The sequence below is a fragment of the Acinetobacter sp. USHLN143 genome, assembly GCF_037145695.1.
GTDB lineage: Bacteria > Pseudomonadota > Gammaproteobacteria > Pseudomonadales > Moraxellaceae > Acinetobacter > Acinetobacter fasciculus.
The window spans coordinates 1-13296 of the sequence record NZ_JBBCWZ010000075.1 but is presented as its reverse complement, the minus strand read 5'-3'; the positions used below and the strand labels follow the sequence as shown (position 1 = coordinate 13296).

13 protein-coding genes and 5 pseudogenes are annotated in these 13296 nt (G+C 39.5%); 12 read left to right on the top strand and 6 right to left on the bottom strand.

Translation table 11 applies throughout. From position 1 onward, the window contains the following. Positions 1-110: 110 nt before the first annotated feature. Both WFH18_RS14630 and WFH18_RS14625 read right to left on the bottom strand, forming a co-directional pair. Positions 111-281, bottom strand: a pseudogene (locus WFH18_RS14630) (NADPH:quinone reductase); the annotation flags it as partial. Next, complete coding sequence (locus tag WFH18_RS14625; protein WP_103800993.1) at positions 271-1266, bottom strand: zinc-dependent alcohol dehydrogenase family protein; 996 nt, start codon at positions 1264-1266, stop codon at positions 271-273. The pseudogene WFH18_RS14630 and the gene WFH18_RS14625, both read right to left, overlap by 11 nt. A 467-nt stretch (positions 1267-1733) precedes the next feature. On the opposite strand from WFH18_RS14625, the gene WFH18_RS14620 reads away from it, so the two are divergent. From WFH18_RS14620 to WFH18_RS14605, 4 genes are all read left to right on the top strand, one after another. Further along, entirely contained in the window at positions 1734-2009 is a 276-nt protein-coding gene (locus WFH18_RS14620; protein WP_001133624.1) for a metal/formaldehyde-sensitive transcriptional repressor, read from the top strand. A 21-nt stretch (positions 2010-2030) separates the two neighbouring features. Further along, positions 2031-3143 (top strand): S-(hydroxymethyl)glutathione dehydrogenase/class III alcohol dehydrogenase, encoded by a 1113-nt coding sequence (locus WFH18_RS14615; protein WP_000842149.1) that lies wholly within the window; start codon positions 2031-2033, stop codon positions 3141-3143. 228 nt (positions 3144-3371) lie between these two features. Further along, positions 3372-4202, top strand: a complete 831-nt coding sequence (gene fghA, locus WFH18_RS14610; RefSeq protein WP_000402510.1) for an S-formylglutathione hydrolase — start codon at positions 3372-3374, stop codon at positions 4200-4202. Positions 4203-4536: 334 nt separating this feature from the next. Then, positions 4537-4839, top strand: a complete 303-nt coding sequence (locus WFH18_RS14605; RefSeq protein WP_000920558.1) for a putative quinol monooxygenase — start codon at positions 4537-4539, stop codon at positions 4837-4839. 85 nt (positions 4840-4924) lie between these two features. Here the strand turns inward: WFH18_RS14605 and WFH18_RS18545 are convergent. After that, a pseudogene (locus tag WFH18_RS18545) lies at positions 4925-5254 on the bottom strand (IS3 family transposase); the annotation flags it as partial. Between the two features lie 183 nt (positions 5255-5437). Here WFH18_RS18545 and WFH18_RS14595 point away from each other — a divergent pair. The 3 genes from WFH18_RS14595 (at position 5438) to WFH18_RS14585 (ending at position 8679) form a co-directional block, all read left to right on the top strand. Beyond that, positions 5438-6595 (top strand): iron-containing alcohol dehydrogenase, encoded by a 1158-nt coding sequence (locus tag WFH18_RS14595; RefSeq protein ID WP_153567051.1) that lies wholly within the window; start codon positions 5438-5440, stop codon positions 6593-6595. 75 nt (positions 6596-6670) lie between these two features. Further along, positions 6671-7348 carry a type 1 glutamine amidotransferase domain-containing protein gene (locus tag WFH18_RS14590; protein WP_004647734.1) on the top strand — a complete coding sequence of 226 codons (678 nt, stop codon included), beginning with the start codon at positions 6671-6673 and terminating at the stop codon, positions 7346-7348. 203 nt (positions 7349-7551) lie between these two features. Then, complete coding sequence (locus WFH18_RS14585) at positions 7552-8679, top strand: alkene reductase (RefSeq protein WP_103800939.1); 1128 nt, start codon at positions 7552-7554, stop codon at positions 8677-8679. Between the two features lie 83 nt (positions 8680-8762). On the opposite strand, the gene WFH18_RS14580 is transcribed toward WFH18_RS14585, so the two are convergent. Beyond that, on the bottom strand, positions 8763-8993 hold the full coding sequence (locus tag WFH18_RS14580) for a hypothetical protein (RefSeq protein WP_001087955.1): 231 nt from the start codon (positions 8991-8993) through the stop codon (positions 8763-8765). A 104-nt stretch (positions 8994-9097) separates the two neighbouring features. Then, positions 9098-9706, bottom strand: a complete 609-nt coding sequence (locus WFH18_RS14575) for a TetR/AcrR family transcriptional regulator (RefSeq protein ID WP_103800938.1) — start codon at positions 9704-9706, stop codon at positions 9098-9100. 144 nt (positions 9707-9850) lie between these two features. Here WFH18_RS14575 and WFH18_RS14570 point away from each other — a divergent pair, with 144 nt between their 5' ends. The 5 genes and pseudogenes from WFH18_RS14570 to WFH18_RS14550 all read left to right on the top strand — a co-directional run. Next, positions 9851-10870 carry an NADP-dependent oxidoreductase gene (locus WFH18_RS14570; protein ID WP_103800937.1) on the top strand — a complete coding sequence of 340 codons (1020 nt, stop codon included), beginning with the start codon at positions 9851-9853 and terminating at the stop codon, positions 10868-10870. Positions 10871-10886: 16 nt separating this feature from the next. After that, entirely contained in the window at positions 10887-11525 is a 639-nt protein-coding gene (locus WFH18_RS14565; protein WP_103800936.1) for a glutathione S-transferase family protein, read from the top strand. A 238-nt stretch (positions 11526-11763) separates the two neighbouring features. Then, a pseudogene (locus WFH18_RS14560) lies at positions 11764-12263 on the top strand (IS3 family transposase); the annotation flags it as partial. A 150-nt stretch (positions 12264-12413) separates the two neighbouring features. Next, entirely contained in the window at positions 12414-12764 is a 351-nt protein-coding gene (locus WFH18_RS14555) for a hypothetical protein (protein WP_004281821.1), read from the top strand. 202 nt (positions 12765-12966) lie between these two features. Then, positions 12967-13188: pseudogene (locus tag WFH18_RS14550) on the top strand (helix-turn-helix domain-containing protein); the annotation flags it as partial. A 27-nt stretch (positions 13189-13215) separates the two neighbouring features. Here the strand turns inward: WFH18_RS14550 and WFH18_RS14545 are convergent. Continuing rightward, positions 13216-13296: pseudogene (locus WFH18_RS14545) on the bottom strand (IS1 family transposase); the annotation flags it as partial.

Below are 13296 nucleotides of genomic sequence, written 5' to 3'. Positions count from 1 at the left end.
GTAATATAGTCCATGAAAAAGCCTTGCTCTGAAATGTTTTGTCTTCGTAACCAAGATATTACAGATGCTAAGGCTTTTTTTTATTTATTTTTTATGTCGAACTCAGGTTAAGTACCACGCCGAAACATTACATCAGCCCGGTTGAGTCCGATCGTTTTCATCTGGATTAGAACTTCTCCTGCGGCTGGTAAAGCCACAGGAAGTGTTTCTAATGTCAGAACATCTGTATCTCCAATAGAATTGAAGCGCCAAGTCTTGGCCTGAAGTGCGTTAAATGACATCAATAACTACCTTAATATTGGCAGAACGATCTTGAACAGCATCATGAGCCTCAATCGCTTGGTCTAGAGTAAAATGACGAGGATCAACAAGAGGACGCAGTTTACCTTCCTCAACGAGACGAGTAGCGATCTTAAGGACATCACCATGATGAGAACGGCGATTGCCTGTTAACATCGGCAATAGGACGAATACGCCAGACAGTGTGGCACACCGTAGGGATGAACTCGCTAAATGATGATTACCAAATGCAGCACAGCTGGTAATGTGGCCATAGTGAGTTGTCATGGAAAGTGAAGCTTCGAGTACTGGACCGCCCACAGTGTCGTAAACAATGTTAAAACCTTGACCCTCAGGGCTTGCAGCAATAATGTCATCGGAAGATGCTGTTGTGTAATCGAGAGGTGTTGCACCGAGTTCTGAAATCAGTGATTGATCAGCTGTACGACCAGTCGCCCAAACATTTGCATCAAGTGCTTTTGCAAGCTGAACAACCATATAACCAACGCCACCAGCACCACCCTGAACCAGTACAGTTTGCCCTGGTTGGACCTTCGCATTATCCACTAAACCTTCCCAAGCGGTGAGGAACGTCAATGGTAGTACTGCTGCCTCGCGCATAGAGATATTGCGTGGCTTTAATGCGATCAAATCAGCATCTGCTACAACATATTCTGCTAAAGATCCTTGAAGACCACGAACGCCACCTATCAGACCGTAAACTTCATCTCCGACGTTGAAGTGGGTGACACCTTCACCAACAGCAGTTACAACCCCAGCCATATCCGTTCCCAACACGGCAGGAAGCTCTGGCATAGCATATGGTGCTTCACCAAGACGAATTTTATAATCAATAGGGTTTACACCACTAGCATGAATACGTACTAGAACTTGCCCAGCCTCTGGTTGAGGTATAGGGAGTTCTACACGTTTAAATTCATGATCACCAAAATTTTCTAGGATAAGAGCATTCATCATCTTATTCATAATTGTTCCTTATTCTTAACTGGGGGATGATGTGCACAGTATCAAAGTAAAATAATCCAATAAATGATATTTATAGGATTTAATAATTCCTAAATAATGAATAATAAATATCATCCGCTCACTAAAAATATTCTAGTACAGTCTGTAAAGGCAGTTTAATCTAAACTGTCGGTAGTATTTTCAAGGCTTGAAACGTTCAAAATATCTACAAAGTGGCTAAAATTTGAAACATAATTCTAAAAGGTCACAGCATTACAAAGAACATGAGACAAAATAAAAAATGGGAGCTAAAAGTCCCATTTTTTTTGTGACTTTCGCATAAGCTCTATGATGTTAATTTAAAAAAACTAAAAACAGGGATAGAAAATTTTCGCTAAAGATCTTTTTAATTTTCGATTTATAAAAATTATTGCTTTTTTTATACTATGGGGTACTATAGTATTAATGCTAGCAAATAAGGAGGTCTGATGCCTAATCAGGTTGAAGACAAAAAAAAGATTCTTCTACGCGTCAGAAAGATCAAAGGTCAGACGCAAGCGATTGAAAAAGCGTTAGAAGACAATGTGGAATGTGGTGCAATTCTGCAACAAATATGCTCTGTGCGTGGTGCTATTAATGGTTTGATGAATGAAATGTTGGAGGTTCATTTAAAGGACACTTTAGTATCAGGTGAAACCACAGAACAACAACGAAAAGAAGAATTGGCTGAAATCGCCAAGATTCTAAAATCATATTTAAAATAGATCTGTATAAGGAATTATTCCATGAAGTCACGTGCTGCTGTTGCGTTTGGTCCTGGTCAACCTCTTCAAATTGTTGAAGTTGATGTTGCACCACCAAAGAAAGGTGAAGTATTAATTAAGATCTCCCATACCGGTGTGTGTCATACAGATGCATTTACTTTGTCTGGCGATGATCCTGAAGGTGTTTTTCCGGCTATTCTCGGGCATGAAGGTGCTGGTGTTGTAGTTGAGGTTGGTGAAGGCGTGACTAGCGTCAAACCAGGTGATCATGTTATTCCACTTTACACTGCTGAATGTGGCGAGTGCGTATTCTGTAAATCTGGAAAATCGAACTTGTGTATTTCCGTTCGCGAAACTCAAGGTAGAGGCGTAATGCCAGATGGTACCACTCGTTTTTCCTACAATGGTCAACCGATTTACCACTATATGGGCTGCTCAACGTTCAGTGAATACACTGTAGTGGCAGAAGTATCATTGGCTAAAATCAATCCTGAAGCCAATCACGAACATGTCTGCTTACTGGGTTGTGGGGTAACAACGGGTATCGGTGCAGTACATAACACGGCTAAAGTACAAGAAGGTGATAGTGTTGCGGTCTTTGGTTTAGGTGGTATTGGTCTGGCAGTCGTACAAGCCGCACGTCAAGCTAAAGCAGGGCGTATTATTGTGGTTGACATGAATCCAGATAAATTTGCGCTGGCAAAAGAGTTTGGTGCAACGGACTTCTTGAACCCTAAAGATTACGATAAACCAATCCAGCAAGTCATTGTCGAAATGACTGGCTGGGGTGTAGATCATTCATTTGAATGTATTGGTAACGTGAATGTGATGCGTGCAGCCCTTGAAAGTGCACACCGTGGCTGGGGACAATCCGTAATTATTGGTGTAGCTGGCGCAGGTCAGGAAATCTCTACCCGTCCATTCCAACTGGTTACTGGTCGTAAATGGCTAGGTTCTGCCTTTGGTGGGGTAAAAGGTCGTACGCAACTTCCAGGAATGGTTGAAGATGCCATGAAAGGTAAAATTCAATTAGAACCATTTGTGACACATACGATGGGCTTGGATCAGATCAATGAAGCCTTTGATCTAATGCATGAAGGTAAGTCAATTCGTACTGTAATTCATTACGAATAATTCCGTCAGACCTTATACTTTTCCATGCATGTGAATCATGAATGACATGCATGGAATCCTCTAAAACGGCACATCATCTGTAAAACAGATCTATCTATGTATCCATCATGTATAGGTTCAACAAACCTACCTACATTTTAAATCTTTATCAGTATTCTCTGTGGAGAATGTCAGACTCTTTGTTTACTCGATTTCTCATGAAGTCTTGCTCAACATAGGTAATTGATTATGGAAATAATTGAGAAACATGCTTCTTTTGGTGGATCGCAAGAAGTGTATCGCCATCAGTCAATAGCATTAAACTGTTCAATGAAATTCTCAATATATCTGCCACCTCATGACAAAGATGAGCGGTTGCCAGTGTTATATTGGTTATCAGGATTGACTTGCAACGAACAGAACTTTATTACTAAAGCCGGAGCACAAAAGTATGCGGCTGAACATAAAGTCATTATTGTTGCACCAGATACCAGCCCACGTGGAGAGGATGTACCAGATCATGCAGATTATGATTTAGGCCAAGGCGCAGGATTCTATGTGAATGCAACACAAGCACCCTGGTCGCAGCATTTCAAAATGTATGATTATATTGTGGAAGAGCTCAGAAATCTGATTGACCTGAATTTTCCGACCAATCAAGTCCAAAGTATTATGGGTCATAGCATGGGTGGTCATGGTGCATTAGTAATTGGATTAAAAAATCCTGAGCTGTATAAAAGTATTTCTGCTTTTGCACCAATTGTTGCACCTAGCCAAGTACCTTGGGGGAAAAAGGCTTTTACACACTACCTAGGTGAAACCGAAACTTTATGGAAAAGCTATGATGCGATTGAATTAATCAAAAACGCTGAAGTTCATTTACCTATTTTAGTCGATCAAGGAACAGCTGATGATTTTCTTGAAGAACAGTTAAGGCCTAAGCTTCTTAGTGATATTTGTTTGGAACAAGAATATCCTCTGACACTTAACCTAAGAGAAGGGTATGACCATAGCTATTACTTTATTGCGAGCTTTATAGAGAAACATATAGAGTTTCACAGCAAATTCCTAGCTAAATAACTTTCATAGATATGAGGATGTACAATATTGTTCTTGAATGCTTCTTGAGCAATATAATTTCCAGATGAAGAGGTCAGCTTATAAATCTAAGGTAGAGTCAATTGATCCTTATATAAATAAGATTGAATTTAATCATCTCATATCTTGATTTTTTGATTCAAATGTTAATGATATTAACTTGAATAAATTCATAGCATTATGTCGAAATAAAAACCTAAATTTTGGCTCAGCTATGGGAATTTTTTTTAACTTTTATACAACAAAACTTTCTGACATGCATACATTAGCAATGTCAGAATCAGTTTGAATTATAATCAATTATGGAGTTTTAGTCATGCTTAAAACAGCTTTATATGTCCGTCTTGAAGCTAAACCGGGTAAAGAAGACGAAGTGGAAGCTTTTCTTAAAGCCGGTTTACCTATTGTCATGGAAGAACCTGCGACAGTTGCGTGGTTTGGCCTACGTCTTGGACCTACAACATTTGGTATTTTTGATGCATTTCCTGATGAGGCGGGTCGCCAAGCGCATTTATCTGGCAAGGTTGCAGCTGCTTTGATGGCTCAGGCCGAAGAGCTATTTTCAGAGCCACCATCTATTGAAAAAGTAGATGTTTTGGCGAGTAAACTACCAGCTTAAACCGATGCTTAAATGTATGAGGGTGCTGTCTGAAATTTTGAATGAAAGGCAGCACTTTAACGCTTTGAGGTTTGTCATAGGCTTTTTATTCAAGTTGGGCTACTTTATTTATTGGCTTAATCTCATCATTTACATGGGTCAATATCCAAAACAGGGTAAATAAACGAATGCAACTATTTACATGCTTTATATTGAACCAATCTATCTAATTTACTGTCACATTTGTACATCTGCTAAACCGTGCCAATCTGCTTTTAAAATATTTAATCATTGCTATTTTGTATGAGCCATTCACTGTTTCAGCCAATGCGTTCACAACCATGTCAGTAGTCATACGTGTTGATACCTTTCATCCAACAATCGCTCGTGAAAATACATCAATAATAAAAGCGGTATAGAACAAGCCTGAATTTGTTTAACCATCACTAAAGTTGCAAGCTGAAATAATTTTTATAAAAATAGACGACTGGTCTATTTTTATGTATAGTTAGCACATGGTGTAGGCAAAAGCCGTAGTGTTGTCCGATTTTTTAAAAGTTTATTTGATGAATAACGGTGGTTTTTCAAATCAATTAACTGATCATTCTAGGATAAAAATATGCTGAATTTTAACTTTTATAATCCGACCCGCATTATTTTTGGTGGCGATACAATAGCTAAAATCAATGACTATGTGCCTACAGAAGCAAAAGTATTAATGTTGTTTGGTGGTGAAAGTGCACGTAAGAATGGTACTTTAGCTGAAGTGCGTGAAGCATTAGGTGCAAGAGAAATTCATGAATTTGGCGGAATTGAGCCGAATCCGAGTTATGAAACCCTCATGAAAGCTGTAGAGCTGATTCGTGAACAAAAGATTGATTTCTTGATGGCTGTCGGTGGTGGATCGGTAATCGACGGTACTAAATTTATTGCAGCAGCAGTCAATTATACAGGGGATACATGTGAGATTTTAGAAACCCATGGTAATAAAATTACCCAAGCTTTGCCTTTTGCGAGTGTACTCACCCTTCCGGCAACTGGTTCAGAAATGAATAGCGGTGGGGTAGTAACCAGAAAATCGACCCAAGCCAAATTGTCATTTAGCAGTCCCTATGTTTTTCCGCAATTTTCCGTACTTGATCCGAATAAAACTTTTAGCTTGCCGACGCGCCAGTTGGCTAATGGCGTGGTCGATGCATTTATTCATGTCATGGAACAGTACTTAACTCACCCTGTGAATGCACACGTACAAGATCGTTTTGCCGAAGGTCTATTGCAAACTTTGATTGAGATTGGACCGAAAATCTTGGAAGATTCAGCAGATTATGACACGCGTGCGAATTTGATGTGGGCTGCTAGCATGGCACTGAATGGGCTAATTGGAGCTGGTGTACCACAAGATTGGTCAACCCATTTGATTGGACATGAGCTCACGGCTTTATATGGTATTGATCATGCTCGTACCTTGGCCATTGTGTTGCCGTCCAATCTACAAGTGCGTCGTCAAGAGAAGCGAGAAAAATTACTACAGTATGCAGCTCGTGTCTGGCAGATTGTCGAAGGTGATGAAGAACAACGTATTGATACTGCTATTGCTCGTACTCGAGCCTTCTTTGAGCAACTTGGATTGCCGACTCGTCTTAGCGATTATGGACTGGGGGAGACAGATATTGAGATCATCATTACGCAACTTAAATCACATAATCTTACACAGCTAGGCGAACATAAAAATGTTTCATTAGAGATCAGTCGCCAAATTCTCGAGATGAGCATCTAAGCTAAATGCGCGTATCTGGCATGCTCTGACCCTGTAACAATGCTCCTCAATCATGAAAATTATCGGAGAAATAACATGAAAATTTTAATCGTTTTAACTTCACATGATCAACTTGGCAATACTGGTAAGAAAACAGGTTTCTGGCTAGAAGAACTTGCTGCACCGTATTACACCTTTATTGACTCTGGTGCTGAAGTTACGCTGGCGTCGCCTCAAGGTGGGCAGCCACCACTAGATCCGAAAAGTAATTTAGCCGATGCTCAAACTGAAACCACTCATCGTTTTGAAGCAGATCCAACTGCAATGCAAGCATTGGCACAGACACATAAACTTAGCGAAATTTCTGTAGCTGATTATGATGCAGTGTTTTATCCAGGCGGGCATGGCCCATTGTGGGATTTAGCAGAAGATCCGATTTCAATTTCTCTGATTGAACAGGCGATTCAGTCTGGCAAACCTGTTGCAGCAGTGTGTCATGCCCCGGGTGTTCTTCGTCATGTGAAAGCGAGTAATGGAGCGCCCTTAGTTAGCGGTAAATTAGTGACTGGTTTCACCAATACTGAGGAGGCCGCTGTAGGTTTGACTGAAATTGTACCATTTTTAGTCGAAGACATGCTTAAACAAAACGGTGGTCATTATTCTAAAGTTGATGATTGGCAAGTACATGTTCAAGTAGATGGCTTGCTGGTTACTGGACAAAATCCAGCATCTTCTGCTGCAACTGCCTCAGCATTACTTCAATTGTTGAAATAAAGAGTAGCTAGTGTCTGTTGTGGTGCTTAGCAGTGAATAAACTTCTGACTCTGAGCAACTGGCGCAATAAGCAAAATAACCCTCCCTTAATGGTGAAGGGCCTGAGTTAATAGCTTTCCTTCCTTTATTTTTTCTATATACAGGAAGGAAGGGTATTTTTTTAATTTAGATCAATTAAGTCATGATGACTTGGATACAATGAAATGAAAGACAGCAAACTATTTCAAAACTTAAGCTTAGGCCCTTATGTTTTGCAAAACCGTATTGTATTGCCACCATTAACGCGGTCGCGCAGTACTCAGCCAGGGAATATTCCAAATGAACTGATGGCAACCTATTATCAACAGCGTACCGGTGCAGGATTTATGGTCACCGAAGGTACGCAAATCGAGCCACGTGGTCAAGGCTATGCTTGGACACCCGGTATTTACAGCTCTGAACAGATTGCTGGATGGCGTAAAGTGACGGAAGCAGTGCATGCTAAAGGAGGCATTATTTTTGCACAACTTTGGCATGTTGGGCGTGTTTCACATACATCTTTGCAACCCAATCATGCATCACCGGTCGCGCCCTCGGCTATTAGGGCTGATAGTAATGTTAAAGTCTTTATTGAGACCGGGCCCAATGCAGGTGCCTTGGCTGATCCTTCAATGCCACGTGCTTTAAGCAATGCAGAAGTTAAAGAATTAGTGCAACTCTATGCTCAAGCAGCACGCAATGCCTTGGCTGCTGGTTTTGATGGGGTTGAAATTCATTGTGCAAATGGTTATTTGGTGAATCAATTTATCTCTGCACATAGTAACCACCGTGAAGATGAATATGGTGGATCACTAAACAATCGTTTGCGTTTTTTACGTGAAGTAGTAGAGGCAGTTGCTGAGGTGGTTGGTGCAGATCGTTTAGGAGTGCGTTTTGCCCCGCTATTTGAAAGTACAGAGGAAGATCGTGTTTACATGGGGTTGGTTGAAGATGATCCACATGTGACTTATATTGAAGCCATAAAAATACTTGAAGAAGTTGGGATTGCCTATTTATCGATTGCAGAAGCTGATTGGGATAATGCACCAGAACTTCCTCATGATTTTCGTAGAGATGTCAGAGACACTTTCAGTGGTCGGATTATTTATGCAGGTCGATATACGGCAGAAAGAGGGACTCGAATTTTAGAGGCAGGGCTGGCCGATTTAATTGCATTTGGACGCCCATTTATTGCGAATCCAGATTTACCCGATCGCATCGCCAATGGTTGGCCATTGAATGCAGTAGATGCAAGTACTATGTATGGTGGGGCGGAAAAAGGCTATATTGATTATCCAGCTTACGCAGATTAATCTCGACTAAGTGAGTTATTTTGCCAACCTTTGTGGTTGGCAAAATAAGAACTTAGGATTGCTGTTGCCAGCATAACTTCTTCTTAAAACAAATTCTTAAAATTTTTTAGCTGTGTAATGAGCCAACCTGCCAGTGGGAAAGAAATCAGTTGCGTTACTGGCACTAATACTATGACTTCAATCAACACCATCATCGGGAAACTTTGATGCTCAGTAATTGGCTTTAATAAAGTGAGTACCAGTAATAGTGTGGGATATAAGCCTAAATATCCGACTAAAATACGAGTCATGAGGGCTTTAGGAGGAGAATTCATTGTGCGCTATACTCATAGATTGTTAATTGATCTAATAGCAACACATTAATAAGTAATCATTGGACTGCTATTATTAATTATGTAATTGATATTTAATTTAATTTTTATGAATCTTCACCTTTTAATAGAAATTTAGTTGCTCTCAGAGCTTGATGTAATGGTGTTTTATCTTTTTGCAACTTACTCAGTAATGCTGCACCTAACCACATTTGGTAAAGTACTTGTGCCAAAGTCGAGGCCTCGGTATCTGCTTGGATAGATTGATCCTGTTTACCCAAATCAATTAAAGCAGCAATCCGTTGGATTACATCATCGACGCCAGCGGACATAATGGAGCGCATATCTTCGGATAGATCGGCAACTTCTGCGGCAAGTTTCACAATTAAACAGCTATCCGCCCAACCACACTGTGTTTTAGGATCTTCTATCCATAAATTAAAATACTCAATCAGCTTTTGATAAGGGGATTTATCACTACGCCATACATCATTTAAACGGACTTGGTAATTGTCTACATAATGCTGTACCAATTCACATCCGAAAGCTTCCTTAGATTGGAAATAATGATAAAACGAGCCTTTAGGGATCTCACAGCTCTGTAAAATTTCCTGTAATCCTACACCGGTAAAACCTTTATGCAAAATCAGGTCTGAACTGGTGTTAAGAATGTGTAAGCGCTTCGCTTCAGACTTTTTAATAGGAGTAGGCTTCATATTAATTATTTACTCTATTGTAAAAAAATAGACCAGTCGTATTGTTTTTTATTATAACTCATCTACAATGGATGTAAAGAAATTTTAATCTTAATTTTTAATTGTGAAGAGAAATACTTCTAAATAAAACATGGAGTTATATGTGTGAAAACAGTTATTAATCAACGCATCGTTTTAGCTAAACGGCCAGTGGGTGAGCCAAAACACAGCGATTTTCGTATTGAGCAAGTTGAGCTCAATGAACTTAAACAAGGCGAGATATTGTTAAAAACCATTTACTTGTCACTCGATCCTTATATGCGTGGTCGCATGAGTGATGCTCCTTCATATGCAGCACCGGTTGAAATTGGTGAAGTGATGGTCGGTGGAACAGTCAGTCAAGTGGTGGCCTCTAAAAACCCAAAATTCAAAGAAGGCGAGTGGGTTCTTTCAGGAAATGGCTGGCAGGGCTACGCAATTTCTAATGGGACTGCATGTCAAAGCTTAGGTATGCAACCTGAACATCCATCTTGGGCATTGGGTATTTTGGGAATGCCAGGATTTACTGCTTATATGGGGCTGTTGGACATTGGTCAGCCTAAAGCCGGTGAAACTTTAGTCGTTGCAGCTGCAACGGGACCTGTTGGTGCTACGGTTGGACAGATTGGCAAACTTAAAGGTTGTCGCGTGGTTGGCATCGCAGGTGGGCCTGAAAAATGCCGTTATGCTGTAGAAGAACTCGGCTTCGATGCTTGTATCAATCATCATGATGAAAATTTTGCAGAACAATTACAACAAGCAGCTCCCAACGGTATTGATATTTATTATGAGAATGTCGGGGGTAAAGTGTTTGATGCGGTATGGCCATTGCTTAACTCTGCGGCACGTGTACCGGTGTGTGGTGTGGTTTCCCAGTATAACGCTACCGAGCAAGCACAAGGGCCAGACCGTTTACCGGGCTTTATTTCCACCCTTTTAAAAAAGCGTATTCGCATGCAAGGCTTTATTATTTTTGATGATTATGGCAGTCAGTATCCGGAATTCTATCAGCAAATGTCTGAATGGTTGAAAGACGGAAAAATCAAATATAAAGAGCATATGGTGCAAGGTTTAGATAACACGATCAATGCTTTCAATGGTATGTTGAAAGGCGAAAACTTTGGCAAAGTGGTTGTAAAAATTTAAAAAAATAGGAATTATCATGATCACACTACATCATTTAGATCAATCACGTTCTTTTCGCATTTTGTGGTTACTTGAAGAAATCAAGCAGCCCTATGAGCTGAAACGCTATTATCGTGACTCAAGCACGCATTTGGCCCCTGACTCTTTAAAAACCATTCACCCTTTAGGGAAATCTCCAGTATTGGAATGGGATGGCAAAATTATTGCAGAGTCGGGTGCGATCGTTGAGTTATTAATTCAGAAACTTGCGCCGCATTTAGCACCAGATATGGATGAACCTACCTATGTCGATTATCTACAGTGGATTCATTTCTCAGAAAGCTCTGCCATGCTGCCATTTTTATTAAAAACGTTTAATGCGATTGAAACCAAGCAGGGTACGAAGTTGGTATTTCTAGAAAATTATACTCAAGTTGAGTTCGATAAAGTATTTAGCCATTTAAATGAATATTTAAAAGATAAAGAATTTCTAGTGGCAGACCGTTTAACCGGTGCTGACTTTATGATGGGCTTTGGACTACATGCTTTAGTTTATCATATGGGACAAGGTGAAAACTATCCCCATATCCAACGTTACGTAGCAGGTTTAAGCCAACTACCTAGCTGGCAAGCCGCAGTACAAGTTGAACAAAATGGTGTGAAAAGTCAAAAATAGCAAGATTGTTTTTTTAAGGCAATTGAGAAAAAGAATCATGATTGACAAGTACATCTGGTTATAAAATAAGCTGACTGAACCGTACCGGGTTTGTCGGAGACCAACTTTCCTGAGATGAGAAGCATTGCTTCGCAAGACGTAGCGAAGCGTAGTGTTCCAATGAAAAAAGTAAAATATACCCCTGAAATCAGAGATAGAGCGGTTCAATTATTGATTGATTACCAAGACGGTATCTCAGGTGAATGACTTTACGTATATTCAAACAAATTCAGGCTGGGTCTATACCGCCTTTATTACTGATGTGTTCTCACGAGCAATTGTTGGATGGAAAGTATCAACACGTATGAATACAGATATGGTGCTCGATGCACTTGAGCAAGCATTACACGATTGAGGTATGCCAAGGAATGTGATTCATCATTCCGACAGGGGTGTGCAATATCTTTCGATTCGCTATACCAATCGTTTAGGAGCAGAAAATTTACGAGCATCAATCGGTACAATGGGAACTCATACGATAATGCTTTGGCTGAAACAGTGAATGGCTTATACAAAACAGAGATGATTGAATATTTAAAAGCAGATTGGCAAAGTTTAGCAGATGTACAACTTGCGACATTAAATTGGGTAGATTGGTTCAATAAAAAGCATGTACACAGTGCACTGGGTTATGTATCGCCTTTTGAGTTTGAAGCAATGTACTATGATAAGATTAATCCGTTAGGTCAGGTGGCCTAACTTAAATAAAAAAATCTCCGATAAATCCGGTAAGGTTCAAAATGCGATTTATTGCTTTTTTATGTAAAAAAAAGCAATATTTGTTTTATTGTTAAATTATAACAATTAGTATAAATACACCTATGATTTACAGATGAAAAAGGTAGTTAAATGAAATATTTTTTAAGTTTAACTTTGTTAGTTTTAGCAATGACTGGGTGTACTTCGAGTCCAAAGACTGAAACTTTACAAGATAAGGCTACAAGCAATACTTCAGCTGATACGCAGGTCCTTAAATTTTCTGGTCCGAATGGTTTATTAATTTTTCTGAAATCATCGGATAACTTTGAAACTGCTTTAATGACTGATAACTCAGGCATGGTATATCGTTTAAAGCAAACAGTTGCTGGTAGTGGTATTCGTTTAGCTAATAATAATGGAGTTTCAATTCACTTTAAACGTGGTGAAGGGGTTGTTGAATTTGTAAAAGATCAGCCAATCAGCATTACTGAAGTAAAATAATAAGGTTTAAACTTTAAGAGAACCCCACACCATAATCTGCATACCGAAAGTTGGACACTATTCCTTGAAATGTGGTCAAACATGATCAAGGACTAATTCGCACTCTGTTAATGGGTGAATTCAAACATGAGGTGCGACAGTTTCAAAAGCCTTATGATAATCTGTGTGATTCATAGACATCACTTCAATATAATGGGTGTCTATGAACAGAGAAATTCAACAAAGACTCGTATGGGTTAAATTATTTGAAGAGACCAATAATACTGGCCTGGTTTGTCGGAGATGTGGCATTTCTAGACCAACTTTACGCAAGTGGTGGAAACGATATTCTGAACAAGGTATTGATGGATTAAGTAGTCATAGTAAATGTCCCTTAAAATCGCCAAATACTAAAATCAATGCTGAGCTAGAAGCTTTAATATTGGGTGGTGTTTCAAAAAGTATGCTGGCATTAAACGAATCCATTATTGATATAAAAGAACACTAAATCAAAGGCTTTGAAATGATTTTCAAGCTTTTTGGAGAAGTTGCA